This window comes from Puniceispirillum sp. (SeqCode) (assembly GCF_965657105.1).
Classification (GTDB): Bacteria; Pseudomonadota; Alphaproteobacteria; order Puniceispirillales; family Puniceispirillaceae; genus Puniceispirillum.
This window is the reverse complement of the sequence record NZ_CBFHNB010000002.1, coordinates 1-26,889: the sequence shown is the minus strand read 5'-3', so window position 1 is coordinate 26,889 and position 26,889 is coordinate 1. Positions and strand designations below refer to the sequence as shown.

At 49.1% G+C, this 26,889-nt stretch carries 23 protein-coding genes and 2 tRNA genes; 15 read left to right on the top strand and 10 right to left on the bottom strand.

Going from position 1 to position 26,889, the window contains the following annotated elements; translation table 11 throughout:
• Window positions 1-160 precede the first annotated feature (160 nt).
• A complete protein-coding gene (gene cmk / locus ACTF7Q_RS00605; RefSeq protein ID WP_438995917.1) occupies window positions 161-790 on the bottom strand; it encodes a (d)CMP kinase in 630 nt (209 codons plus the stop codon).
• Window positions 787-2,127: a 3-phosphoshikimate 1-carboxyvinyltransferase gene (aroA, locus tag ACTF7Q_RS00600; RefSeq protein ID WP_438995916.1), complete on the bottom strand. Its 1,341-nt coding sequence runs from the start codon at window positions 2,125-2,127 to the stop codon at window positions 787-789. Before aroA ends, cmk begins: the two co-directional genes overlap by 4 nt.
• Window positions 2,128-2,457: 330 nt before the next feature.
• Here aroA and ACTF7Q_RS00595 point away from each other — a divergent pair, with 330 nt between their 5' ends.
• Entirely contained in the window at window positions 2,458-2,865 is a 408-nt protein-coding gene (locus ACTF7Q_RS00595; protein WP_438995915.1) for a TIGR02300 family protein, read from the top strand.
• A gap of 121 nt (window positions 2,866-2,986) precedes the next feature.
• Window positions 2,987-3,062, top strand: a tRNA-Ala gene (locus ACTF7Q_RS00590).
• Window positions 3,063-3,150: 88 nt separating this feature from the next.
• On the opposite strand, the gene ACTF7Q_RS00585 is transcribed toward ACTF7Q_RS00590, so the two are convergent.
• From ACTF7Q_RS00585 to ACTF7Q_RS00560, 6 genes are all read right to left on the bottom strand, one after another.
• A complete protein-coding gene (locus ACTF7Q_RS00585) occupies window positions 3,151-3,615 on the bottom strand; it encodes a PTS sugar transporter subunit IIA (protein WP_438995914.1) in 465 nt (154 codons plus the stop codon).
• 168 nt (window positions 3,616-3,783) lie between these two features.
• Window positions 3,784-4,566, bottom strand: a complete 783-nt coding sequence (gene lptB, locus ACTF7Q_RS00580) for an LPS export ABC transporter ATP-binding protein (protein WP_438995913.1) — start codon at window positions 4,564-4,566, stop codon at window positions 3,784-3,786.
• A 51-nt stretch (window positions 4,567-4,617) separates the two neighbouring features.
• Window positions 4,618-5,424: an LptA/OstA family protein gene (locus tag ACTF7Q_RS00575; RefSeq protein WP_438995912.1), complete on the bottom strand. Its 807-nt coding sequence runs from the start codon at window positions 5,422-5,424 to the stop codon at window positions 4,618-4,620.
• Window positions 5,425-5,463: 39 nt separating this feature from the next.
• On the bottom strand, window positions 5,464-6,126 hold the full coding sequence (lptC, locus tag ACTF7Q_RS00570) for an LPS export ABC transporter periplasmic protein LptC (protein WP_438995911.1): 663 nt from the start codon (window positions 6,124-6,126) through the stop codon (window positions 5,464-5,466).
• Between the two features lie 51 nt (window positions 6,127-6,177).
• A complete protein-coding gene (locus ACTF7Q_RS00565) occupies window positions 6,178-6,789 on the bottom strand; it encodes a ribonuclease D (protein WP_438995910.1) in 612 nt (203 codons plus the stop codon).
• Between the two features lie 83 nt (window positions 6,790-6,872).
• Window positions 6,873-6,959 (bottom strand) — tRNA-Leu (locus ACTF7Q_RS00560).
• 252 nt (window positions 6,960-7,211) lie between these two features.
• Between ACTF7Q_RS00560 and ACTF7Q_RS00555 the strand changes: the two genes are divergently transcribed.
• Window positions 7,212-8,159, top strand: a complete 948-nt coding sequence (locus ACTF7Q_RS00555; RefSeq protein ID WP_438995909.1) for a complex I NDUFA9 subunit family protein — start codon at window positions 7,212-7,214, stop codon at window positions 8,157-8,159.
• A 34-nt stretch (window positions 8,160-8,193) separates the two neighbouring features.
• Here the strand turns inward: ACTF7Q_RS00555 and ACTF7Q_RS00550 are convergent, their stop codons facing one another.
• Complete coding sequence (locus tag ACTF7Q_RS00550; RefSeq protein WP_438995908.1) at window positions 8,194-9,000, bottom strand: undecaprenyl-diphosphate phosphatase; 807 nt, start codon at window positions 8,998-9,000, stop codon at window positions 8,194-8,196.
• A 395-nt stretch (window positions 9,001-9,395) separates the two neighbouring features.
• Between ACTF7Q_RS00550 and ACTF7Q_RS00545 the strand changes: the two genes are divergently transcribed.
• The 4 genes from ACTF7Q_RS00545 to ACTF7Q_RS00530 all read left to right on the top strand — a co-directional run bounded on the left by ACTF7Q_RS00545 (window position 9,396) and on the right by ACTF7Q_RS00530 (window position 16,770).
• A complete protein-coding gene (locus ACTF7Q_RS00545) occupies window positions 9,396-10,847 on the top strand; it encodes an NAD(P)-dependent oxidoreductase (protein ID WP_438995907.1) in 1,452 nt (483 codons plus the stop codon).
• 2 nt (window positions 10,848-10,849) lie between these two features.
• Window positions 10,850-15,397, top strand: a complete 4,548-nt coding sequence (gene gltB, locus ACTF7Q_RS00540; protein WP_438995906.1) for a glutamate synthase large subunit — start codon at window positions 10,850-10,852, stop codon at window positions 15,395-15,397.
• Window positions 15,398-15,469: 72 nt separating this feature from the next.
• Window positions 15,470-15,964 carry a GNAT family N-acetyltransferase gene (locus ACTF7Q_RS00535; protein WP_438995905.1) on the top strand — a complete coding sequence of 165 codons (495 nt, stop codon included), beginning with the start codon at window positions 15,470-15,472 and terminating at the stop codon, window positions 15,962-15,964.
• Window positions 15,965-16,104: 140 nt separating this feature from the next.
• Window positions 16,105-16,770 carry a glutathione S-transferase family protein gene (locus ACTF7Q_RS00530; RefSeq protein ID WP_438995904.1) on the top strand — a complete coding sequence of 222 codons (666 nt, stop codon included), beginning with the start codon at window positions 16,105-16,107 and terminating at the stop codon, window positions 16,768-16,770.
• Window positions 16,771-16,798: 28 nt separating this feature from the next.
• Here the strand turns inward: ACTF7Q_RS00530 and ACTF7Q_RS00525 are convergent, their stop codons facing one another.
• The gene (locus tag ACTF7Q_RS00525; protein ID WP_438995903.1) at window positions 16,799-17,578 is read right to left on the bottom strand and encodes an alpha/beta fold hydrolase; all 780 of its coding nucleotides are present in this window, start codon (window positions 17,576-17,578) and stop codon (window positions 16,799-16,801) included.
• Window positions 17,579-17,698: 120 nt separating this feature from the next.
• Between ACTF7Q_RS00525 and ACTF7Q_RS00520 the strand changes: the two genes are divergently transcribed.
• From ACTF7Q_RS00520 to ACTF7Q_RS00485, 8 genes are all read left to right on the top strand, one after another.
• Window positions 17,699-18,841 carry a glycosyltransferase family 4 protein gene (locus ACTF7Q_RS00520; protein WP_438995902.1) on the top strand — a complete coding sequence of 381 codons (1,143 nt, stop codon included), beginning with the start codon at window positions 17,699-17,701 and terminating at the stop codon, window positions 18,839-18,841.
• Window positions 18,842-18,964: 123 nt separating this feature from the next.
• A complete protein-coding gene (thrS, locus tag ACTF7Q_RS00515; protein ID WP_438995901.1) occupies window positions 18,965-20,890 on the top strand; it encodes a threonine--tRNA ligase in 1,926 nt (641 codons plus the stop codon).
• Window positions 20,891-21,093: 203 nt separating this feature from the next.
• Window positions 21,094-21,609, top strand: a complete 516-nt coding sequence (gene infC, locus ACTF7Q_RS00510; protein ID WP_438995900.1) for a translation initiation factor IF-3 — start codon at window positions 21,094-21,096, stop codon at window positions 21,607-21,609.
• Window positions 21,610-21,817: 208 nt separating this feature from the next.
• Entirely contained in the window at window positions 21,818-22,015 is a 198-nt protein-coding gene (gene rpmI / locus ACTF7Q_RS00505; RefSeq protein ID WP_013046102.1) for a 50S ribosomal protein L35, read from the top strand.
• Window positions 22,016-22,026: 11 nt separating this feature from the next.
• Window positions 22,027-22,380, top strand: coding sequence for a 50S ribosomal protein L20 (gene rplT, locus ACTF7Q_RS00500; protein ID WP_013046101.1), 354 nt, complete (start codon window positions 22,027-22,029; stop codon window positions 22,378-22,380).
• Window positions 22,381-22,526: 146 nt separating this feature from the next.
• Window positions 22,527-23,612, top strand: a complete 1,086-nt coding sequence (gene pheS, locus ACTF7Q_RS00495; RefSeq protein WP_438995899.1) for a phenylalanine--tRNA ligase subunit alpha — start codon at window positions 22,527-22,529, stop codon at window positions 23,610-23,612.
• Window positions 23,612-26,026 carry a phenylalanine--tRNA ligase subunit beta gene (gene pheT / locus ACTF7Q_RS00490; RefSeq protein ID WP_438995898.1) on the top strand — a complete coding sequence of 805 codons (2,415 nt, stop codon included), beginning with the start codon at window positions 23,612-23,614 and terminating at the stop codon, window positions 26,024-26,026. The genes pheS and pheT overlap by 1 nt, the downstream gene beginning before the upstream one ends.
• Before the next feature lie 503 nt (window positions 26,027-26,529).
• The coding region (locus tag ACTF7Q_RS00485; RefSeq protein ID WP_438995897.1) for a hypothetical protein at window positions 26,530-26,889 on the top strand (360 nt) is incomplete at its 3' end.

Below are 26,889 nucleotides of genomic sequence, written 5' to 3'. Positions count from 1 at the left end.
CCGAACAATTCCATCGTTTAGCCATGCTTTAAGGGCATGGTATTCGATGAAACTCTAACCGGGTTTTTGTGGCGATCAGTTGATCCATACCAGCAAAAGTTAAAGCCATTTTTACAAACAGGCGGCGTTCGGAAGCCAACCTATCTGACGATGTTCCAGATTATCCAGCTATATGTGCCAATGCCAATGCCAGCACCATATCTGCGTCTTTGTCAGACGTATCAATGACCATGGCGTCGAATGTTGCCACCAGCGGGGCAATATCGCGGTTGCGATCTCGCTGATCCCGTGCCTTCATATCCTCTAGAACGTGGCGGAACATAACGGATTGTCCGTTATCATGCAACTCTTTGGTGCGGCGTTCTGCGCGTATATCAATATTGGCATCAACAAAGAATTTATAATCCGCATCTGGCAGAACGACACTGCCTATATCACGGCCATCAAGAATGGCACCACCCACGGCAGTGGGGTGCGCGGCAAAGTGGCGCTGCAGGTCAAGCAAACGGGCACGTACTGGTGGCATAGCCGCGACAATTGACGCCATTTTCGCAACCTTGTCATTACGAATTCTATCGTCAGGAGTGACCGAAAGATTAAGGGTGTTAATTATATTAACAGCTTGATTTTCATTAATATATTTATCATCAAGTCCCTGTTCTAGCGCGGCAAGCCCTACCATGCGGTACAAAGCGCCGGTATCGAGATGAGCAAGGTCAAAATGTGCCGCAAGGCGTTTGGCAAGCGTGCCTTTGCCACTAGCGGCTGATCCATCAACAGCGATAATCATGAACTAGTTTCGGTTATGTTAGCGCCTGCATTCTGCATGATTCTGGCAAAATCAGGGAAGCTTGTATTGATGGTTTCGCATCCGTCAACGCTAACTGGAGCGTTTGAAATCAGACCTAGGGTCAGGAATGACATTGCGATTCGGTGATCATGTTGTGAGTTGACGGTTATCCCGCCTGCAATTGAACAGCCTGTCACGGTCATTGTGTCATCGTCATAGCTGACAATGGCGCCCGCCGCAATGAGGCCATCAGCCATAACCTTGATCCGGTCAGTTTCTTTTACCCTAAGTTCGGCAACGCCATTCATAATCGTTGTGCCTTGTGCCTGTGTTGCGGCGACCGACAGGATCGGGAATTCATCAATCATCGACGCAGCCCGTTCAGCTGGTATATTAATGCCATGCAGATCACTCTGGCGGACTCTCAAATCTGCCACGGGTTCGCCACCTTCATCACGGGGGTTGTGTATGCTGATATCACCACCCATTTCGATCAAAGTTGTAATCAAGCCGGTGCGAAGCGGGTTCATGCCAATCGAGGGCAGGGTAATATCGCTACCCGTGGTCAACAATGCAGCAACCATGGGAAAGGCAGCGGATGACGGATCGCGCGGTACCGCAATATCTGCTGCAATCAGTTGCGCGTCGCCATGAAGCCGAACATGATGTCTGCCATCATCCCGAACTGTCTGATCGACCGTGGCGCCAAAATGACGAAGCATACTTTCCGTATGGTCGCGTGACGCATGTGGTTCGATGATTTCGGTGTCACCGCGCGCGGTCAAACCAGCAAGCAAAATAGCTGATTTAATCTGGGCTGATGCTACCGGACTTTCATAGCTGATTGCCATTGGCTCGCTTTGACCGGTAATTGTCACCGGAAGCAGGCCACCATCACGGCTCGCGACACGGGTTCCCATTTGCTGCAACGGATCGGTGATGCGTGCCATGGGGCGAACGCTAAGCGACGCGTCACCGGTAAATGTTGCGGTGATGGCCTGTCCCGCAACGACGCCCATTAGCAGACGAACGCCGGTACCAGAATTGCCAAGATCCAGCGCCGTTTCCGGTGCAACAAAGCCGTGTAGACCTTGTCCCACAATCACCCAGGTGCCGTCATCTTGGCGGGTTATATCGACACCAAGAGCGCGCATTGCATCGGCGGTTGCCAGCACATCAGCACCTTCAAGCAAGCCGGTTACCTTGGTCGTGCCGATGGCCAGGCTACCAAGTATCAAAGATCGATGTGACATTGATTTATCGCCAGGCACATCAACTATGCCAGCAAGATTGTCTGTTCTTTGTGATAATAAGCTAAGATTTGTCTGCATCGACATGTCTTTATCCTGCGACCAAATAGGGGGTTGATAATGTGCTTGTATGGCACAGGTTGCCATCTCAGTATCAAACTAAGCATCATATAGCATCATGTTTAGCTGTGACGCAAATATGGCCGCATAGATCACGGCAAAAATATAAATTTCTGATCAGTGTGAAAATTGTGTTTAGAAACATGGAACGTTTCAGTTCACGCCGTTTAGCCTAGAAGTGAATAAAAATGCCGGGCGATTAAAAATTTGTTTTGACAGGCTCAGTAAATTGTATCAAATCCGTAGATCAAAATTTGTGTGACCATCTGTAATAAAATATGCAAAGGGTTAGTAGGAATGGCTAAAGCAGATCTTGGAATAAAACGTGCTTGTTTGTCATGCGGTATGAAATTCTATGATTTCAAAAGAACACCTATCATTTGCCCTGGTTGTTCCACTGAATTCAGCATTGAAAATTTGCTTACCAGCCGCAAAGGACGAAGCGCCGTAAAGTCGGCTGCTAGCAAAGTGCACACAGCAAAGCCTGATGATGTGGAAGATCAGGATGATAACATCCATGATGATGAAGATGGTGATGAAGACAACACCGGGCAAGCTGCTGTTATTGGCGTAGATGATGAAACTCTTGATTATGAAGAGGAAGATAACGCCGCCGAAGACGCTGATGGGCCAGGCATTATTCAGGATGAAATCACCGAAGGTGACGAGCTGCTTCCAAATCTTGACGATGGAGATGAGAACTAGCACCTGTTTTTCTGATTTATCAGATGATTTACGTGTATTTGCTAAATTTTGCTTGCGCCAACACCAGCGCCTGCGATACATATGCGCGGCTGTAAGCTATTGCGGCAGATGATTTGGATAAGGGGCTATAGCTCAGCTGGGAGAGCGCTACAATGGCATTGTAGAGGTCAGCGGTTCGATCCCGCTTAGCTCCACCAAATCACCAAAACAAAACCCCGTCTCAGCCGTTATAAGCTGGTTCGGGGTTTTGTTTTGGCAACATTATATCCTAAAAATGAATAAAGATTATGCTGCTTTGGATTGCGCTATGTTTTGAATGGCCATCAACGCCTCAGCTGCTGTCTGGGCTTGACGCAGTTTGGAACAATTTGACGCTTGGCGAAGGATCTGTGAAACGGATGACAGCATCTGGAGTTGAGCTTGATCACTAGCTTCTGGACCAATCACCAGACAGGCAATATCAACATCACGCCCATCAGCAGAATCAAAGTCGATGGGGCTATCAAGAATAGCCATCACAGCGATTGGCTCATCAACAGAATTGATCGCGGCATGCGGGATAGCCACGCCATTACCTACACCTGTGCTGCCAAGTCTTTCACGCTTCATCACCGCCGCACATAAATCGCGCGATTCGATTTTATGCGCTTTGGCAGCCTCGGCACACAACGCTTCGATTAGGTGTTTTTTGCTGTTCACTTTTAGGCCAACAAGTATCTGTTGCTGCTCGATAAAACTGCCGTCTGTCATTTAAAAACCTGTCTGGTTACAAAGCGGCTATTAGCCTGTCAAAAACGCATAGAAATTTTTATCTGGATAATCAGCTATCCCAGAAGTCGCGCAACCTAGTGGCGCCAAAGTTTCCTGTCAAGACTATGTTTTGAAATCGTCACATAAGACGGATAATTGATTATAATGCTAGCGACTAAAGCGCTCACCAAGATAGACTTCACGGACACCGCTATGCTGAACAACTTCTTCAGGACTGCCTTCCATCATGACAGCACCATCATGGATGATATAGGCACGGTCAACAACATCCAGCGTCTCACGAACATTATGGTCGGTAATCAGAACACCAAGCCCATGGTCCTGAAGCTGGCGGATAAGGCCGCGGATTTCTCCCAAGGCTATGGGGTCAATGCCAGCAAGTGGTTCGTCAAGTAGCAGAAATGTCGGGCGCGCCGCTAAAGCACGGGCAATTTCAAGCCGCCGCCGCTCGCCGCCGGATAGGTTGATCGACGGTGTGTTGCGAAGATGCGTAATGCCAAATTCAGCCATCAGATCATCAAGCATTGATGCACGATCAGTTTCAGGTTCATCAAGTGTTTCAAGCACGGCCAGAATATTCTGTTCGACGGTCAGACCACGAAATATGCTTGATTCTTGCGGCAGATATCCAATGCCAAGCCGGGCTCGTTGAAAGACCGGCATATTTGTCACATTCTGGCCATCAATTTGAACGCTACCTTCGTCCGCTGCCAGCAATCCTGCCAGAATGTAAAAGGTTGTGGTTTTGCCAGCACCATTTGGCCCTAACAGGCCAACAGCCTCACCACGCTGCAAGCTAAGAGTAACATTGCGAACAACGCGACGCTGATCAAAGCTTTTGCCTATACCAGTTGCCTGCAAGCCCGTATTCTGATTTACCAGCCGTGGTGCGGATGGGGAAAACCCATCTTGGTTAGACCATTTATCCATTATGCTTAGCCTTCAGATATTCATTAATTACACATTTAAAATTTAATATTGTCATTGAACCATAATGCCGGTCACGCGTCCACCCTGACCATCAGATAGAAGCCGACTGACACCGCTGTCTAAATCAACTTCCGCCCGCGACCCCCGCATGACATTCTGGCCTTCGATCAGTTCAACATTGCCTGTCACTATGGCAATCGAGGTGTTGAAATCGTAATTAACCTTGTCGCCAGTAGCGGTCTGATTATCGACGGTGCGAACATAGGCATTGCCGATGGCATCAAGCGTTTGTAGGTCGCCAGCCTCATTGGTAAAGGCGATGATTTCATCGCCAGAAATAACACGCCCATCATCAGCTGTATAATTAGCTTTGCCAATGCCGTTGATTTTTCCCTTTGCTGGGTTGGACTCGTCATAGACAATCTTTTTCGTTGCGGTCATGATGCCACGTGGGCTGGTAACTTTTGCATTTTTGCCAAACACCGAATAAGTGCTGGATACAAGATCATAGACAAGCCGCGCACCGGTTGCGGTGTTATCTCCATCGATAAAATAAACATTGCCTGTTGCGGTCATTAAATTGATTTCGCGCCCAGCTTGTTCTGGGTCATATTGCGCTTCCAGACGATCTGCAGAGATGCGCATATCACGTTGCACAGCTATGGCATCGCCCTCAGCCAGATAAAGGCCTTTATTTTGATCCCATTCCAGAAAATCTGAGGCTTCAATCGTGACAGGCGCGTTTTGGGTCTCGGCTTTTTGGTCTTGTGCTTGTGCTGTTGATGATAGGCCGGAACTCATAATAAGCGGCAACGCAAATAGCGCAAAATGGCGCGATAAAAAATTTAAAACCTTCATAACATATCCTGTCAATGTGCTGACTGAGGCTTCACCAGACTAGTTGATTGCCTTCACATTATGCAAAACCATTTTGCTTTTGCCGCCGAACATCATAACGTTTCCATGATCGGTGACGCGAATATTCTGACCTGTTATGTGCGCGTCAGGCGAAACAACTTCGACAGGCACATCCGATTGCATTTCACCAGCATCAATATTGGCGCGCAACGCCTCGGTTGTCATTGTCACATTTTGTTTGGTTTGTTCAAGAACAACCATGCCTGCGAGATCGACTAGATTGTCGGTTTGCGAAAACGCCCCATTTAACGCTGTAATATTAATACGCCCGCCGTCAGACTGGGTAATAAAGCCCGTGGGTTCAGATAATTGGATTATGCCACTGCCGTTATTTCGCTCAATAGCGTTTGTAGCGTTGATTTCATAGGTCTTACCAGTTTTAGTGGTGCCTTTGTAACGTGCACCGGTCAATTCTGTGGCACCATCGTCGGCCACTTCGATATTTGCAATGCTGACGCGGACATCGCTGGTTTTGGTATAAAGACCTAACCATCCGATAGCGGCGGCAAGTACCGTTAATCCGGCGCCGGTTAAAAGAACACTAGGGCGCAAGAGGGTGGGTTTTTCAGCAGACGATGCGCGCTTTTTCGGCGTAAAGCGCATAAGCTTCTTGTCGGATATATCATTATTATCAGATGCCATTCAACGTCCTCTTCGATCCCTAATGACGATTAGGTGATCTGGCATGATGACTTAATGGTGGAAGATATCCACGTCACCAAAGCCGATTAGATCAAGTTGCGCGCGCTCTGGCAAAAAGTCAAAACAGGCATTGGCCAGTGCCATGCGATTTTCGCGCTCAAGCATGTATGAGAGTTTTTCGCGGATCGCATGGAGATATAAAACATCACCAGCCGCATAATTCTGCTGATCAATGGTCAGTGTTTCAGCACCCCAATCTGATGATTGTTGTTGTTTGGAAATATCAATTTGCAACAGCTCGCGGCATAATTCTTTAAGCCCATGCCGGTCGGTATAGGTACGGGCTAGTTTTGAGGCAATTTTGGTGCAGTAAATATCGCCTTTGACAGCGCCAATATAATGGTTCAAAGCGGCAAGATCAAACCGCGCAAAATGGAATAATTTAGTTACCCCAGGGTCAGCAAGTAAAGCTGCCAAAACAGGGCTTGGCTTGGCTGGATGGGCAATCTGAACCAGATGCGCGTTGCCGTCACCACTAGATAATTGCACCAGACACAGGCGATCACGCTGGGTTTTCAACCCCATTGTTTCAGTGTCAATGGCGACAATCGAACCGAGGTCAATATCTGCAGGCAGATCGTCTTTATAGATATTAACGGCCATCGCTTTTACCTGCCTCATTATGCATTAAATATTCCGGCTGGATGTTTCTGGATCAATATGCGGATACAGATTCCAACTGGAAATGGTGCCCAGGAGAAGACTCGAACTTCCACGACCTTGCGGCCACTGGCACCTGAAGCCAGCGCGTCTACCAATTCCGCCACCTGGGCATTTATTAACATCATTATTCTGATATGAATAAGAGCGAGAGAATAGTCTTAAAAGCCTAACTGTCAAACAATTTTCCCGAGGATAGGTTGGATTTTGAAGGTATAATGGCAGCTTTCGTTTTTGCTTGTTGCATTGGCTCTCGACATTGTACATATGGGGGGTAGACCATTTTCAGCTCGCATGTGTTAGTAATATAGCCGAGCGCATTGCCTGTCAGTATGGCTATAGTGATTAAGTTCAAGAGTGATGATATGCAAAAGACAGTAACAGTAATTGGTGGTTCCGGCTTTATCGGGCGCGCTACGGTTGAAATGCTGGCGCGTGCCAAAATGCGTGTCATCGTTTTATGCCGGAATGCTGAGCGCGCCAAATACCTTAAGCCGATGGGTAATGTTGGTCAGATCACTCTGGTATCTGGTGATGCGTTAAATGATGAAACGCTGGCCTCGGTCATAAAGCCAGCAGATGCCGTTATTAATTTTGTGGGTATTCTTGCGGAAACAGGTGGCCAGCGCTTTGAGGCTTTGCAGGGTGATTTGCCAGGCAGAATTGGTATGTTGGCGCGTCAAAATGATGTGGCAGATGTTGTGCATATTTCAGCCATTGGTGCGGATGTGGGCTCTCCTAGTCTGTATGCGCGAACCAAAGCAGCTGGCGAAGCAGGGTTGCTGGCCGCATTTCCAGATGCCGTTATTTTGCGTCCCTCAATTGTTTTTGGCCCCCGCGATGGTTTCTTTAACCGTTTTGCGAATATGGCATTGACAGCACCAGCCTTGCCATTGCCCGGGGGTGGTAACATGCGGATGCAGCCGGTTTATGTCGGCGATGTTGTCGCTGCCATTGAAGCCTGCATTGGTATAGGCAAGACCAAGATAAATCCGCGTGGTAAGATTTTTGAACTAGGTGGCCCTGACATCTATTCATTTCGACAGTTGATGGAAATTACCTTGTTGCAAATTCGCCGTCGGCGTTTGTTGATACCGGTGCCGCTGAGCTTGATGTCTTTTGGGGCTATTTTTGCCGGATTATTGCCATCACCTCCCATTACCGTCGATCAGGTCAAACTGTTGAAGATGGACAATGTTGTTACCAAGAATGCTCGTGGTTTGGCGGCTTTAGGCATCACACCGACCAGTATGGATGCAATTTTGCCAAGCTATCTTGCACGGTTTCGCCCGGGAGGGCAGTTTTCGCGCTGATTTGTGGTGCGAATTGATGCCAGAATATGAGCACCTATGCGAACATGTTGCTCTGGATTGCCCAAATCAAAGCGGCGCCAAGCACCAGCCGGTAATAGACAAAAATATTGAAATTGGCGCGCGCCAGCCATGCCATCATTGCCCGCATGGCTAGGAATGCCATAAGGCCCGAAAGCAAAGCCACCAACGCTGCGTCGCTTCCCAGCGCGAGATCGCCATCTTTGACGAGGTCGCGGGTTTTTAGAATGCCGGCACCTGCGATCGTTGGCAAAGACAATAACAACGAAAACCGTGCTGCGGTAATGCGGTCAAAGCCTAGCATGCGCGCGGCTGTCATGGTGACACCTGAACGCGATGCGCCAGGAACCAGCGCACAAATCTGCGCCAAGCCAATGAATATGGCAGGCGAAAAACGCATGTCATTCATGGTTTTCATCGCCAGACCATAGCGATCAGCACCCCACAGTAAAACGGCAAAGAGTAGATTAGACCATGCCAGCGTTTCAATCATTATCAGCCAGTTCCAGTTGGCATAATTAACATATAGCCCTGCGCCAATAACAGGTATTGTGGCCGTCATCAGCATCAGACCAAGCTGGGCATCATTTGGGTTATGTTTGCCAAAACTAAGGATGCCGATAATGATGCGCGTAATGTCCGCGCGTAAAAAAAACAGTACCGCAAAGAAGGTGCCAACATGCGCGGCGACATCGATTGTTCGCCCTTGATAGGGCTGGTCGGTTAGAACTGGAAGCAAAACCAGATGCCCGGAAGATGATATAGGCAGAAACTCAGTTACGCCCTGCACAAGCGATACAAGAATGATCATAAAAATTGGCATTAGTTAAGCTTCTCTATTTCAGGGCCATATCTGCCTAGATGGCGGTTTGAAACGCAATTGCACAGTAAAAGTCCCGGGTAATCGTCCCGGGTAATCGTACCGGACACGCTGGACTTTGAGATTGTTCTTATCGAACTTGCCTCTATTACGCAACTCACAGCGACACTCACAGTCACATTCACAGCCATTATCACCATAATAATACCGATTTGAGACTAAAATCAGCAATATCAAGCCTAATCACCTGCATTGCTTGACGCTTTGTCAAATACTAGGTATAAAAAGGTAATACTTATTGACTTTTATTCTGAGGCGCGCGCTATCACAGTGTGGCGCCCGATTGTGTCGGAATTTATGTGCAGGCATCTATGTGCAGGTATCTATAGGAGGCAGCGATGTCATCAAAAATGTTGAAATTTGTGGCTACAGAAAAAGCCATGCCGTCAAAGCGCAAAGCCGATGCCCGGGTTGCCGATTTTGACGAAATCTATGATGATTTCAATGTGGAGGCGGCAGAAACACAGGCTTCGCGTTGTTCACAATGTGGCGTGCCATTCTGCCAAACAAATTGCCCTTTGCATAATAACATACCAGATTGGTTGATGATGACAGCCGAAGGGCGGATGCAGGAAGCCTATGAATTATCGTCGCAAACCAATAATTTCCCTGAAATTTGTGGCCGTATTTGTCCGCAGGATCGTTTGTGTGAGGGCAGTTGTGTTATTGAAAAGGGATTCGAATCAGTCACCATTGGTGCGGTTGAAAAACACATAACCGAAACCGCCTTTGCCGAAGGGTGGGTCAAGCCTGCCGCGCCGCGTGTCGAGCTTGACGAATCTGTGGGCATCATCGGCGCTGGACCAGCCGGTTTGGCGGCAGCCGAAATGTTGCGTCACCGGGGCTATCAAGTGCATGTCTATGATCGTTACGACAGAATCGGTGGCTTGCTGATTTACGGAATCCCCGGTTTCAAGCTGGAAAAATCAATCGTTGAGCGCCGTGGTCAATTACTTCGTGATGGTGGCGTGCATTTTCATCTTAATGTTGATATTGGGGCTGATATTACTTTTAGCGATATCCGCAAAAAGCATGACGCAATTCTGGTGGCAACGGGGGTTTATAAAGCCCGTGATATCAGCACGCCGGGAAGCGGTCTTGGTGGTATTGTGCCAGCACTTGACTATTTGACGGCCTCAAACCGCAAAAGCCTTGGTGATGATGTACCCGCATTTGAGGATGGCCAGCTGAATGCGGCAGGTAAGAATGTCGTGGTTATTGGCGGCGGTGATACGGCGATGGATTGTGTCCGTACCGCAATCCGTCAAAAAGCCAAATCGGTCAGCTGTCTGTATCGTCGAGACAAGGCGAATATGCCGGGCTCGCAGCGTGAAGTGCAGAATGCCGAAGAAGAAGGTGTTGTTTTCAAATGGCTTTCAGCACCACAGGCCTTTTTAGGGGATGATAAGGTTTCTGCGGTGCAAGCCCAGTCAATTCATTTGGGACAACCAGATGCAACTGGACGCCAAGTGCCGCAAGTTATTGAAGGATCTTCGCATGACATGCCAGCTGATCTGGTTGTCAAAGCGCTTGGTTTTGATCCAGAGGATATGCCGAAAATGTTCGGTGATGATGGATTGAGCGTGTCTAAATGGGGCACGATCAGCATTGATTGGAAAACCATGATGACCAGTCAGCAAGGTGTATTTGCAGCTGGTGACATCGTGCGCGGCGCGTCCTTGGTTGTATGGGGTGTCCGCGATGGGCGCGATGCGGCTGAACAAATTGATGCATGGATCATGCAGCAGGCAGAGGCCAATGCGCCACGCCGTGTTGGATCAGGGAGCTAACAATGTCACATGATAATAAAAACTTTGATGCAGACGCCTTCATTGCCCGTCGCAAGGCCAATGAGGCCAAACTTACCGAAGCTGGTGTCTATGCTCCCGAGATGGAGCATGATGCGTGCGGTGTTGGTTTTGTAGCAACCCGCAATGGCAAGCCAAATCGTGCTGTTGTTGATGCCGCTATCGAAGCTTTACAGGCGATTTGGCATCGCGGTGCGGTTGATGCCGATGGCATGACAGGTGATGGGGCTGGGATTCACATCGAAATTCCGCGTGATTTCTTTATTGAACATATCGCCCGTACTGGACATGACGATGATGGTGGCCGCCTGGCTGTTGGTATGGTGTTCTTGCCCCGCACTGACCTTGCGGCTCAGGAACGATGCCGTTGTATTGTTGAACAGGAAATTCTGGAATTTGGCCATTTCATTTATGGGTGGCGTCAGGTGCCGGTTGATATACAGGCGCTTGGTGACAAAGCCAATGCGACACGGCCCGAAATCGAACAGATTATGTTTTCAATGCCTGCAGATATGACCGAAGAAGAAGCAGAGATTCAGCTTTATCTTGTCCGTCGCCGGATTGAAAAGGCCGTATTGAATGAATTGATCAGCGACTTTTACATCTGCTCGCTATCAAGTCGCTCGATCATCTATAAGGGTATGTTCCTTGCCGAGCAGGTCACGGCGTTTTTCCCTGATCTGCTTGATACGCGTTTTGTGTCATCTTTTGCGATCTATCATCAGCGCTATTCGACCAACACCATGCCGACATGGAAACTGGCACAACCGTTTCGTGTGCTTGCCCATAATGGAGAGATCAACACGATCCGGGGTAATCAGAACTGGATGACATGTCACGAAGACCGCATGGAAACGAGTCTGTTTGGCGATATGATCGAAGATCTGAAACCGGTCATTGCCAAAGGCAGTTCGGATTCATCGGCACTAGATGCCGTATTTGAGCTTATGGGACATGCAGGCCGTGCTTTGCCGATGGTCAAAACCATGATGATTCCTGAAGCTATTGATGTCAGTGGTACCAGCAAGCGTGCCCAGCTTTATGCCTATTGTAATTCTGTTATGGAACCATGGGATGGTCCGGCGGCAATCGCCGCTTATGCCAATAACTGGGTGATTGCAGGTCTGGATCGAAATGGTTTGCGCCCAATGCGCTATGTCGTAACCAATGACGGTCTGGTAATTGCTGGGTCTGAAACAGGTATGGTCGTTGTGCCTGACGCCAATGTCCTTGAGCGTGGTGGTCTTGGTCCAGGCGAGATGATTGGTATCAATCTAGCCGAAGGCAAGCTGTATCGTGACGATGAATTAAAAGACGCATTGGCTGAGCAAAATGATTATGGCAAGTGGATTGGCCGTGCCGAGCAGATGGATACGGTGTTGGCAAAGGCTAGTGGTAAGGGTGCAGAACGCTTGCCGGTGATGGATGCTCGCCGCCGTCAGATGATGGCTGGCTGGACTATGGAAGATATGGAACTTGTCCTACAACCCATGGCCGAAACGGGCAAAGAAGCTATTGGATCAATGGGTGATGATACGCCGCTTGCGGTGCTTTCGAGCCGCTATCGTGGGCTACATCATTTCTTCCGGCAGAATTTTTCGCAGGTCACAAACCCGCCGATCGACTCGCTTCGTGAACGCCATGTGATGAGCTTGCGCACCCGACTTGGCAATCTTGGCAATATTCTTGATGAGTCACCAACGCAATGTGATCATCTATTACTTAATTCTCCGGTGCTGACGATTCCTGAATGGGATGCTCTATGTCTGCATCTTGGTAAGAAGGCGTCGCATATTGACTGCACCTTTGACGCTGATGGCGAGGCAGATGACTTCACCACTGCGATTGAACGTATTCAGGCAGAAGCCGAGGAAGCGGTTCGGTCAGGCTGTGAACATGTTATGCTCACGGACCGCGCAGCCTCTGAAACGCGCGTTGCGATTCCTATGATACTGGCAACAGGTGCTGTTCATTCGCATCTAGTCCGCCAGCAATTACGCACATTCGCTTCGGTTAATGTGGCTTCGGGTGAATGTCTTGATGTGCATCATTTTGCCGTTTTGATCGGTGTTGGTGCCACAACCGTCAATGCCTATATCGCTGAAGAAGCGATCGCCGAGCGTCATGAACGTGGTCTGCTGCCGAACTTAACCGTTACTGATGCGGTTGGTAATTACCGCAAAGCTGTTGAAGATGGCTTGCTGAAAATCATGTCGAAGATGGGTATCTCAATTATTGCCTCCTATCGCGGCGGCTATAACTTTGAAGCTCTGGGTCTATCGCGTGCGCTGGTAGCCAAATATTTTCCAACCATGACATCGCGCGTGTCTGGTCTTGGATTGACAGGTATTCGCACCCGCATTCTGGACATGCACCAAAAAGCCTTTGCACATGATAATGTAACGTTGCCTGTTGGTGGGTTTTTCCGGTTCCGTAAATCGGGCGAGCGACATGCTTTTGATGGCCAGCTGATCCATGCGATGCAACATGCCTGTGATACAGGTTCCTTTGCCAGCTGGAAGAAATATTCCAGCCTTGTTGATGGGCAGGGGCCGGTGAATTTACGTGATCTGATAGACTTTAAGCCTGGTGGTGACGCTGTTGGGATCGAAAGTGTAGAATCGATTACAAATATCCGCAAAAGGTTGGTGTCACCGGGTATTTCGCTAGGTGCTCTCAGCCCCGAAGCGCATGAAACCCTTTCGATTGCGATGAACCGTATTGGCGCAAAGTCAGATTCTGGTGAGGGCGGCGAAGACCCTTCCCGTTTCAAACTCCGTGAAAATGGTGACAATCCGTCAAGTGCGATCAAACAGATTGCGTCTGGTCGATTTGGTGTAACTGCCGAATATTTGAACAATTGTCAGGAAATCGAGATCAAGATTGCGCAAGGGGCAAAGCCTGGTGAAGGTGGACAATTGCCAGGCATCAAAGTTGATAGCTTGATTGCCCGCCTAAGGCACGCAACGCCAGGTGTAACTTTGATTTCACCACCGCCGCATCATGATATCTATTCGATTGAGGATCTGGCACAGCTTATCTATGACCTCAAACAGATTAATCCCGACGCAAAAGTATGCGTCAAGCTGGTAGCGTCAACAGGTATCGGTACGATTGCCGCTGGTGTTGCCAAGGCCAAGGCTGATGCCATTCTGGTTTCGGGTCATGGCGGTGGCACTGGTGCTAGCCCGCAATCTTCGATCAAATATGCTGGCTTGCCTTGGGAAATGGGTCTGTCCGAGGTGCATCAGGTTCTATCGATGAATGATTTACGCAATAAGGTTGTTTTGCGTACCGATGGTGGATTGAAAACAGGGCGTGATATTGTCATGGCGGCAATGCTGGGGGCTGATGAATATGGCATTGGCACATCATCGCTGATCGCCATGGGCTGTATTATGGTGCGACAGTGCCATTCAAACACCTGTCCAGTTGGTGTCTGTACCCAGCGCGATGATCTGCGGGCGAAATTTGAAGGGACGCCGGAAAAAGTTGTCCAGCTATTTACACATCTTGCCGAAGAAGTGCGCGAAATCTTGGCGTCACTTGGCTTTACCTCGCTTGAAGATGTTATTGGCCGGACTGATTTGCTAAGCCAGGTAAGCCGGGGCGATGCGGCGCTTGACGATCTGGATTTAAATCCGATTCTTGTCCGTGCTGATGCGGATAAGGCCGAAATTAGTGCCCGTGACAAACCACGTACTGAAGTGCCGGACACACTTGATGCCTTGATGGTAAAGGATGCCAGCCAGGCGCTCGAATATGGATCAAAAATGCAGCTTTCCTATAATATCGAAAACACCCAGCGCGCGATTGGCACCCGCTTATCATCGCATATTGTGCGCCGGTTCGGTATGACGGGCCTAAAGCCTGGGCATATTTCAGTCCGGCTTCGTGGGTCGGCGGGTCAGTCAATCGGTGCTTTTGCCACCCAAGGACTGCGCCTTGATGTGATTGGTGATGCGAATGACTATGTCGGTAAAGGCCTATCTGGCGGTATGATCGTGGTTCGGCCAGCTGGATCAGTTACTTACAATGCTAGTGAAAATACCATTATTGGTAACACGGTTCTTTATGGCGCGACCTCTGGGCAACTTTATGCCGCTGGCCGGGCTGGTGAACGCTTGTGTGTTCGTAATTCGGGTGCCACAGCTATTGTTGAGGGTAGCGGCTCGAATGCGTGTGAATATATGACAGGTGGTAATGTTGTTATCCTTGGTGAAGTTGGCAATAATTTTGGGGCTGGCATGACAGGTGGTATGGCGTTTATTTATGACAAGGCAGGTAGCTTCCGCGACCGGGTTAATCCGGCAACTCTTGAAATTATCCGTATTTCCAATACCCATTGGGCGGATAAGCTTCGTGGCTTGGTTGAAGACCATGCCAAACAGACTGAGTCAGCCCTTGCCTTGCGCTTACTTAATGAATGGGACTCTGAGATTGGAAATTTCTGGCAGGTTGTGCCGACCGAGATTATTCCTACATTGGACAAGCCCATTGATCATGAGCAGTCGCTTGAGCAAACGGCCTAAATGGTGATTTAGGCCGCGCCTGTCTCAAACGTTGTTGCATTTTGTTGCGTTTTTTATGTATAGAGCGTCGCTATGTATGAAATTGCGCTACAGACTGATGCCGACACCAAGATTGTCGATGCTTTGATGGATGAGGCCTTTGGCCTTAATCGGCATGCGCGCTCGGTATGGAATCTGCGTCCGGGTGCCCCTATAGCTGAGATGTGCTTTGTCCTTCGTGATAATGGTATTGCGGTGGGATCGTTACGGTTCTGGGAAGTGATGCTGGGAACACACCCCATTCTGTTGCTTGGTCCACTTGCTGTGCGGCCTGATTTGCGGGGAAAAGGCTATGGCAAGGCATTGGTGTCTGCTGGTCTTACACATGCCAAATCTTTCAATTGGCCAGCCATTCTGGTATCTGGCGAAGTTGATTATTATCCGAAATTTGGATTTGTTCCAGCGGCGCCATACGATGTTCAATGGCCAGGTTTCATAGAGCCAGATAGGCTTCAGTTCTTTGAACTCAAGGATGGTTTTTTGGCTAGTTTGGCGGGGCAGGATTTAGCAGTCCGCCCTGTTGGGTAATGCCATCGGTAGTATTCTATTTGACAGAATGGTCTGTAAGGTGGTTTTGAACTGGTGAAATCGATAACTATATGTAAAATTACAGCTTATCGTGCTTCACGCCCATTCGGGTTTCAGACTATGAAGGTGTCCTGAATTTCATGCATGTACTGCATCACTATCAGCTATCCGCCGCATCGCGTTTTATCCGCTTGGTTCTGGCCGAGCGAGATGTGGTCTATTTGCCAAAGCTGGAAATACCATGGGAGCGTAATGAAGATTTTCTGCGCCTTAATCCTGCTGGTGATGTGCCGGTTATGGTTTCTGATAATCATGGCGTGATTGCGGGGGCGATGGTCATTGCTGAATATATCGAAGAAAGCGAAAGTCCGGCCTTGCTGTGGGGTGATATTGCGGTTCGGGCAGATATTCGGCGGCTTGTACATTGGTTTGAAGTCAAGTTTGCTAATGAGGTTGGCACCCCCTTATTGTCTGAGCGTGTGATAAAACGGTTTTCTGGCGAAGGGCAGCCATCTTCAGCCGTTATTCGGGCAGCGCTCAGTAATCTGAACATCCATATGCAATATATTGACTGGCTTGCTGAACAGGGAAGCTGGCTGGTGGGGAAACAGTTATCGTTGGCAGATCTCGCAGCGGCGGCGCATCTTTCTGTTCTGGATTATCTTGGCGACATAAATTGGGAAAAGCATCCAGAAGCCAAAACATGGTATGCTAAGATGAAGTCACGACCGTCATTCCGTGAATTGCTGGCGGATCAGGTGATTGGTCTGAAACCGCCAGCCTATTATAGCAACACCGATTTTTAGGCTGTTTCAGTCAGCTTTATGTGCGCAGTCATTTGGTTTGGTTATCTTGAATGCGGCGCACCAGATCGGTGATTGTTTGCCCTAGCATATCAAGCTGAGCTGGTTCTGAAAAACGATGCGTTGCGTTTTTGTCGAGATGCAGAAGCACATCATCGGAAGCAAGCTTTTCCATAATCCGGCTGGCGACCTGCCACGGCACCTCCTCATCCTGCATACCATGCAACAGCCGCACTGGCGCAGTGATCTTGATCGTGTCGCCTTGTAGATGCAAATGTGCCGCACCATCTTCAACCAGATGATAGGGATAGATGACAGGCTCATCAGCATATGGGTTGGGAACCGATAGAAATCCGGATTGCTTCATGGCTGATTGTGCATCCTTATCCAGCGTGTCCCAAATCAATTCTTTGGTGAAATCGGGAGCGGCGGCAATGCCAATCAGGCCGGCAATGCGCTCTGGCCGGCGACAAGCTGCGTTCAACATGATCCAGCCTCCAAGCGATGAGCCAACAAGGATTTGTGGCCCCACAGTCAGGTGATCAATTACCGCCAGCGCATCTGCGGTCCAGTCAGAAATCGCCAAGTCAAGAAAATTGCCATCCGACGCGCCATGGCCGCGATAATCGAACCGGATAAATCCATGTCCGTGGGTGCGTGCCCAGTTTTCCATATAAATAGACTTGGTGCCCTGCATATCAGACCCATGTCCACACAGAAATATGATACCTGGTTTTTGTCCATCTATCTTGTGATAAGCTATACGCTGGTTATCATTTATATCCAGAAAATCAGGTTCATCCATTGTCATTGGCTCTAATCGTCGTTATGAATTCGAAGTATCTTAGACATTTTGACCGAAAAGTTCATTGAATTTATGGCTAATACGCCTCGCTTAAGCAAAACAAATACGCCTCGGGATCAGCGGCCCGTGATTGTGCAGATTCTGCCAGCTCTTGATCGCGGGGGTGTCGAACGTGGTACAATCGAAATGGCGCAAGCTATCGAAAAAGCTGGCGGTCGTGCTGTAGTGATTTCAGCTGGCGGGCCGCTTGAACGACATATTGTGCGCTGTGGAGCAACGCATCATACATTGCCTGTAAATTTAAAGAATCCTTTAAAATGGGGTTCTATACGTCGTCGCTTACAAAAGATTTTACTGGATGAGGACGCGGATATCGTTCATGTCCGTTCGCGCGCACCAGCTTGGATCGCTTTGCCAGTGGCCAAGGCGCTTCGTATTCCGACCATCAGCACTGTTCATGGCCGGTTTCATGCACATTCCTTTCTCAAGAGAATTTATAATGGAAAAATCATCAAAGTAGATCATGTCATTGCCATCTCTAAATATGTGAAACAGCTGATTACCAGTCAGTTTGTTGGCGTGGAAGAGCGCATGACAGTTATTCATCGCGGTGTTGATGTTGATGTTTTCGATCCCCAAGCAGTAAACCAGACGCGGATCATCAATTTTGCAGATTCGGTTGCCTTACCCGAAGAAATGCCAGTGGTGATGTTGCCTGCCCGACCAACATTGTGGAAAGGGCATGAAATCCTGCTTGATGCCTTAGCCTTGATAAAGGATATGCCCTTTATCTGTCTGTTTGTCGGCGCTGCCGATGGTAAGCAGGCCTTTATTGACAGAATTACCAAACATGGCACCGATCTTGGACTTGAAGGGCGGTTTCGTCTGGCACATGCAGTTGATGATATGCCCGCTGCCTTGATGGTTGCTGATGTGGTTGTGATGCCCTCAATAACGCCCGAGCCTTTTGGTCGTATTTCCCTTGAAGCCCAGGCGATGGGACGACCAGTTGTCGCCTTTGATCATGGTGGCGCCGTTGAATCGATCAAGCATGGCCAGACCGGCTGGCTGGCAACCCCGGGGGATGCGGAAAGTTTGGCTGACTGCATCCGTCAGGCATTGGAATTGCAAGGTGCCAATCGCCAAGTGCTGGCAGATAAGTCACGTGCGCATATCGAGCGTAGCTTTTCGACAACGCGAATGTGTAATGAAACGGTTAAGATATATCGTCGGATTCTGCAAAAATCACAGCTTGCTAACAATGGCTAAATGTCCAATGGCTAATTGTCGCTCTTGGCTTGAGTTTGCTAACATCAACAGTTAGCATCTGGCTCGTAAAATTGCTATGTGTCTTGCACAGGCGCACCAGATTAAAGATTGTGAAAAGGTTACATGCCAAATATTACCCTTCCTGACGGATCTGTTCGTTCCTTTGATGCGCCGGTAACACCGGCTGATGTGGCGGCCGCTATAGGCCCCGGTCTTGCCAAGGCAGCCTTGTTGGCTGTTGTCGATGGCGAAGAGTGGGATTTGACGCGTGCTGTTGATACTGACGTTAATATGGCGTTGATAACGGCCAAGGATGATGCCGCGCTAGCTTTGCTTCGGCATGATTGCGCGCATGTTATGGCCGAAGCCGTCCTCGAACTATATCCGGAAACACAGGTCACAATTGGCCCTGCTATCGAAAACGGGTTCTATTACGACTTTCACCGTGAAAAGGCATTTTCCGAGGATGATCTGGCATCGATTGAAAAGCGCATGCACGAGATCGTTGATCGAGATGAAGCCATCATACGTGATGTCTGGACACGCGATGAGGCGGTTGCATTCTACGAAAAGAATAATGAGCCTTTCAAGGTTGAACTTGTTGCCGCCATTCCGGCTGAAGAAACCGTTACTTTTTATAAGCAGGGTAATTTTATTGATTTGTGTCGTGGGCCTCATTTGCCGTCAACAGGCAAGCTTGGACACGCTTTCAAATTGATGAAGGTGGCTGGCGCTTATTGGCGTGGTGACTCAGACCGACCAATGCTACAGCGTATCTATGGTACGGCATGGCGGACGGAAAAAGAACTGAACGCCTATCTGCATATGCTTGAAGAAGCTGAAAAGCGCGATCATCGCAAACTTGGCAAGCAGTTGGATATGTTTCACCTGCAAGAAGAAGCTGCTGGATCGGTATTCTGGCATCAAAAAGGCTGGTTCATCTATCGTGAAATTGAATCCTATGTCCGCCGTCGGCTTGAACAGGCTGGTTACGGCGAGGTTAAAACCCCCCAGCTAGTTGATCGTACATTATGGGAAGAATCAGGCCATTGGGATAAATTCCGCGAGAATATGTTCACCGCGCAATCGGAAGATGAGCGCACTTTGGCGTTAAAGCCAATGAACTGTCCTTGTCATGTTCAGATTTTCCGCCAAGGCATAAAGTCATATCGTGATTTGCCATTGCGTATGGCTGAATTTGGGTCCTGTCATCGGAATGAACCATCAGGAGCTTTACATGGAATCATGCGGGTGCGCGCCTTTACTCAGGATGATGCCCATATTTTTTGTACTGAAGATCAGATTACCGAAGAATCGGTTCAATTCTGTGCACTCTTGCAATCAATATATGCCGATTTTGGATTTACCGACATACGGGTGAAATTTTCTGACCGTCCAGACGTGCGGGCAGGAGATGATGCGACTTGGGACAAGGCTGAACGCGCGCTGACTGATGCCTGTAGCGCTGCCAAGCTTGAGACCACACTAAATCCTGGCGAAGGCGCCTTTTATGGGCCAAAGCTGGAATTTGTTCTGCGTGATGCGATTGGCCGTGACTGGCAATGCGGCACTTTGCAGGTGGATTTTGTGCTACCTGAACGCCTCGATGCTGAATATGTCGGCGAAGATGGAAATCGTCATCGGCCAGTTATGTTGCACCGCGCCATTCTTGGTTCGATGGAACGATGGATCGGCATTCTGATTGAACAATATTCCGGACGTATGCCCAATTGGCTTGCGCCTGTGCAGATTGTTGTCGCATCTATTACCGATAGTGCAAATGATTATGCCGAACAGGTTGCCCGCACTGCCGAAGCGATGGGGCTGCGGGTCGAGCGTGATTTCCGTAATGAGAAGATCAGTTACAAAGTGCGTGAACACAGTGTTATGAAGGTGCCGTTCATTTTGGCTGTTGGTGGTCGCGAGGCTGAGGCCGGAACCGTTGCCTTGCGCCGCCTTGGCTCGAATGACCAGACCGTGCTGGATATGAAAGAAGCCCTGGCAATGTTGCGCGATGAAAGCGTGGCACCTGACCTAAAGGCCGGATGATCCAGCAAAACGCAATAGCCAAAAGCAAAGCAAAAGTGACAAAAATTAAAAAACTAGCTAAATTACGCTGGTTTTGTTAATAAAACCCTATAATACGGCGTGTTTTGATGGTAACAGAACATCACTATAGTTATTGAAACGGCAAAAGCCGTAACCTTTTGACAAAAACAGGAGAAGTTTAGATAGTACGTCCACATAGTAATGTGCCACCCGCACAAGATGGTCCGCGCGTGAATGGCGCTATTAGAGCGCCACAAGTACGTTGCATTGATCCCGAAGGGGGGCAGCTAGGGGTTCTCGATACCCGTGATGCCATCAATAAGGCCGAAGATTTTGGTCTTGATCTGGTCGAGGTTCAGCCAAATGTTGATCCTCCCGTATGTAAAATTCTCGATTATGGCAAATATAAATATGAAGCGCAGAAACGCGCCAACGAGACGCGTAAAAAACAGAAAATCATTGAAGTAAAAGAAATTAAGCTCCGGCCAAATATCGACGAGCATGATTATCAGGTCAAAATGCGGGCTGTGAATAAATTTCTTGGTTCGGGCGATAAGGTAAAGGTTACTTTGCGCTTCCGTGGCCGTGAAATGGCGCACCAGGAATTAGGTGCGAATGTTCTACGGCGAGTCCGTGATGAAACTGAAGAAGTGGCAAAGGTGGAGTCCCATCCAAAGATGGAAGGCCGCCAGATGATTATGGTCATCGCCCCGAAATAAAGAGTTCAACATTGCGCCAAAAATAGGTGTGGTAGCGGGGTTGATTCCCCGACGTATTCAGCTTATAAACGCCGCTTCGCGTTACTTGTCGCGTCCGGGCCTGAAACAACAGGGCATGCCCGGCCGGCTTATCGCCTGACTGACCGCCCCTCGCTTTGTGATATGGGGGTGGCATATGCAGGTCACCTTTATGAAGAAAGAGGTCAAAATGCCCAAGATGAAGACCAAAAGCGGTGCGAAAAAACGCTTTCGCCTGACCGCAAGTGGCAAGGTTCGTGGCTCAGCCGCGTTTCTCAGCCATAATCTCCGCCGTCGTTCCCAGAAAATGAAACGCAAAGCGCGTGGCACCATGATTCTAAGTGATGCCGATGCTCGTATTGTAAAACGTTTCATTCCATACGCATAGGGAGCTGATACATGGCACGCGTTAAAAGAGGCACTACAACCCATGCTCGTCACGGCAAAGTCATCAAGGCTGCCAAAGGCTATTATGGACGTCGTAAAAATACTTTCCGGACAGCTACGCAGGCGGTCGATAAAGCCCGTCAATATGCGTATCGTGACCGTCGTGTTCGCAAGCGGGAATTCCGCGCTTTGTGGATCCAGCGGATCAATGCGGCTGCCCGCATCCATGGCATCACCTATTCACAAATGATGGGTGGTCTGATCAAGGCTGGAATCGAAATTGACCGCAAAATGCTTGCTGATCTTGCTGTGAATGAACCAGCAGCCTTTACCGCGCTGGTGGAACGTTCACGCGCGGCAAGCTAAACACGCTTCATACCTGAATATCCAGGCCGCAGTTTTGAACGGAACCAGATCATTATTTGGTGGTTCAAGCTGGCGGCCTGTTCTATTTTGAACTGATTATTTATCGCCCTTGCTGTGATGATATCAACTGTGCTGGAACGGATATTATGCAAAATCTGGAATCTCTATCATCGGAAATTCTGACAGCTATAAATGCGGCTGAATCACTCGAAGCGCTGGATAATGTGCGCATTGAGACATTGGGTAAAAAAGGCCGTGTGTCTTTAATGATGCGTGATCTTGGCGGGATGGAACCCGAAGCACGCAAACAGGCGGGACAGGATCTGAACGTCCTCAAGGATACGATTGCCCGTGCGATTGAGACGCGCCAGACAATCTTGGCTGATGCGGCGCTTACCGAAAAACTTGCCGCCCAGCGTGTTGATGTGAGCTTGCCGTCGCGTCCGCAAATTGATGCGCGCTTGCATCCATTATCCCGTACAATCGAAGAAGTTGTCGCTATCTTTGCCGAAATGGGCTTTGCTGTCGCCGAAGGCCCTGATATCGAATCGGATTATTATAATTTTACCGCCTTGAATATCCCCGAAGAACATCCGGCGCGCCAAGAACATGACACCTTCTATCTGCCGCCTGATGCTGATGGCAAACGCAAGGTCTTGCGGACACATACCTCGCCGGTGCAGGTGCGCACTATGGAAACGAGCGCACCGCCGATCCGGATTATCGTGCCAGGCCGCACCTATCGTTCGGATCATGACGCCACTCATTCACCGATGTTTCATCAATGCGAAGGTCTGGTGATTGGTGATGGCATTCATATGGGGCATCTCAAAGGATGCTTGATTGATTTCTGCCGTGCATTCTTTGGTGTCGATGACTTGCCAGTACGTTTCCGCCCTAGCTATTTTCCCTTTACTGAGCCGTCAGCCGAAGTTGATATTGGATGCACGCGTGATGGCGGTGGCCTGAAAATAGGGGCTGGCGATGATTGGCTGGAAATTCTCGGCTCTGGCATGGTCAATCCGCGGGTGCTGGAAAATTGTGGCTATGACCCCGATAAATATCAGGGTTTTGCCTTTGGTATGGGCATCGAACGCATCGCGATGCTGAAATATGGCATTCCCGATTTGCGGACATTTTATGACAGTGATCTGCGCTGGATGCGGCATTATGGATTTTTGCCCTTTGATGCGCCGTCGATTCATGCTGGCCTAGTCGGAGGTAGTGTCTGATGAAATTCACCCGTGATTGGCTATTTGACCATCTCGATACTGACCGTAGCTTTGATGAGATTCTCGACATTCTGCCAATGCTTGGCCTTGAGGTCGAGTCGGTGACTGATCGGGCGGCGGCGCTGGCGCCGTTCACCATTGCCGAGGTGGTATCGGCGGTGCAGCATCCGAATGCTGATAAATTACGTGTCTGCATGGTCAACACCGGATCAGGTGATCCGATCCAGGTGGTCTGTGGTGCGCCAAACGCACGCGCTGGCATGAAAGGCGTTTTTGCCCCCGCTGGTGCTTATGTGCCTGGTATTGATCTGACGCTCAAAGTGGGCGAAATCCGTGGGGAGGCGTCAAATGGTATGCTGTGCTCGGAACGTGAGATGCAGCTATCTGACGAACATGACGGCATTATCGATCTGCCCGATGATGCGCCAGTTGGTGCGGCCTTTGCGCCTTATGCGGGTCTTGATGATCCGGTTATTGAGATTGCCATCACCCCGAACCGTGCTGATTGTCTTGGGGTGCGGGGTGTGGCGCGTGATCTGGCGGCGGCTGGCTATGGCCGTTTGAAAGATGTTGATTTTGCGGCGCATGACGGCCGTTATGACAGTCCCGTGCAGTGGGTCATTGATCCAGCCGCAAAGGCATTCTGCCCGCGCGTTACCGGGCGTGGATTCCGCGGCCTGAAGAATGGCAACAGCCCCAGCTGGATGGCGGGACGTTTGAACGCTGTTGGTCAGCGTCCGATCAGCGCGCTGGTTGATATCACCAACTATGTGATGATTGATCTTGGTCGCCCGTTACATGCCTATGATGTTGCCAAGATTAATGGTGACAGTTTGACCATTCGTCCAGCCAAGGATGGCGAAACGCTAACCGCATTGAATGAAAAGCACTATAGCCTTGATGCCAGCATGTTTATCATTGCCGATGAACATGGTGCAGATGATCTTGCGGGTATCATGGGCGGTGCGCGCACAGGCGTTAGTGACACCACCACCGAAATGTTCCTTGAAGTGGCGATTTTTGACCCGATCTCGGTGGCAACCACGGCGCGTAAGCTGAATATCAATTCGGATGCCCGTTATCGCTTTGAGCGTGGCCTTGATGTGACCTCACCAGATTGGGTGCAGGGGCATGTGGCGCGGCTGGTTCTGTCAATCTGCGGCGGCGAAGCCAGTCATATTGTCAGCGCTGGTGATGGGGCTAACTGGCAACGGCAGATTTTCCTGAGCCATGACAAAGTCCAAAAACTAACCGGCATGGATGTGCCAATCACCGATCAACAGCAGATTTTGCAAACACTTGGCTTTACGATTGTAGCTTGTGATGATGATTCGGGTGATGGCGGCTGGCAAGTAAGCCCACCAGCTTGGCGTGGTGATATTGATGGCGCCGCCGATCTGGTCGAAGAAATTGGCCGTATTCATGGATATGATAATTTGACGATGGCGCATCTGCCGCGTGAACATGTTATAGCGCAACCGTCATTATCCCCGGCTCAGGCACGTTTGTTCCGCACGCGACGGGCATTGGCGGGATGCGGTTTGATGGAAGCGGTGACATTTTCATTTCTATCCGAATCGCACGCACAGGCTTTTGGCGGAGGGGCGGATCACCTGAAATTGGTGAATCCGATTAGTGCGGATCTGTCTGTTATGCGGCCATCTATCCTACCCAATTTGCTTGCCGCCGCCGCCCGTAATCAGGATCGCGGCGAATCCGATGTGGCGATGTTCGAAATTGGCCCAGTGTTTTTGGGTGACCAGCCTGATGAACAAAGAACAGCCTGTAGCGGTATCCGGCATGGTGCCACCGCGCCACGCGAATGGCATGGCACGATGCGCAAAACGGATTTGTTTGATGCCAAAGCCGATGCCGAAGCGGCGCTCGCGGCACTTGGTGTCCGCTCTGCGGGTCTTCAGACTATAGCCGAGGCACCTGATTATTTTCACCCCAATCGTTCTGGCGCTTTGGTTCAGGGACGTACAAAGCTGGCCAGCTTTGGTGAACTCCATCCGCGTATTGCCGAGATATTTGGGTTACGTGGCATTGTTGTTGGCTTTGAAATTCATGTCGAAGATGTGCCTATGCCAAAATCAAAAGGGCCAGCCAAATCCCTATTGTCTATGTCGGTATTCCAGCCTGTTTCACGTGACTTTGCCTTTATCGTTGATGCCGATGTAGCGGCGGGTGATTTGCTTCGTGCGGTGAAATCGGGTGCTGGGTCTTTGCTGTCTGATATGCGTGTCTTTGACGTCTATCAGGGCGATAATATTGATGCGGGTAAGAAATCGGTTGCCATTACCATCACGCTAAGCCCGACCAAGGCGACGCTGACCGATGAAGAGATTGAAAAAATATCGGCATCGGTGGTTGCGTTGGCGGCTAAGAATTGTGGTGCTGTATTACGCGGTTAATGGCCCCGTTATAGTCATGTGCCCATTATAATCATGTGATACTCATGTGATGCTCATGTGGCAATCATGTCACCACAATGATTCCGCCATAATTATATAACAGTTAATCCATACGTATATGGCTGTGTGCCTTGTAAATAAGCAAATCAGCAAATCAGCAAATCAACAAGCCATAAGCATAGCTATGCGTCACGCAAAATATGCCAGATCACCCTTTTGCTCACGCTCATAAGTAACATTTACTTTGCATTCAGGCACTGTGGGTGGGCAGGCACTTTGGGCATGTGCTGGTTCATGTTGACCAGATAAAGCCCAGATAATGCCCTGATAAATATTTTCAGCCGCCTCAAGCCCCTCTTAACATTAAATTTTTCTAATTTAAAAAAAGAAAAAAACATCGATTTTTTTTCGCATCATTAACTTTTTTTTAACAACATGTCCCGTAACTTCAGGGCTGAGGGAGTGTTTGAAACTCAAACTCGGATTGTCCAACGGAGTTATTTATGACAAATTCAGATCGCTATTCACCTGATGATTACAATGCTGACCAGATTGACGAAGATATCGTCGAGCATCAGGGTACAGATAAAACAAAGCGTGTAGCTAGCAATAACTTACCGGTGCCAGAGATCGACTTGCTTTTCTTTCTTTCCGACGGGAACCTACATTGGGAGAACGGTGCTGAAAACCAAGATTTTTTCCCTCATTTGATTATTCCTATTGCTGATTTAAAGGCGGGCACTCATGCTCGATTAATTATAAATCAACCTAATCCTCATGGCTTTGAAACCACCTTTACATACAAATTTGTGGATAAAAATGGACTTGAGAGTCCTGAATATGAAGTTACGTTCAGTGTAGGT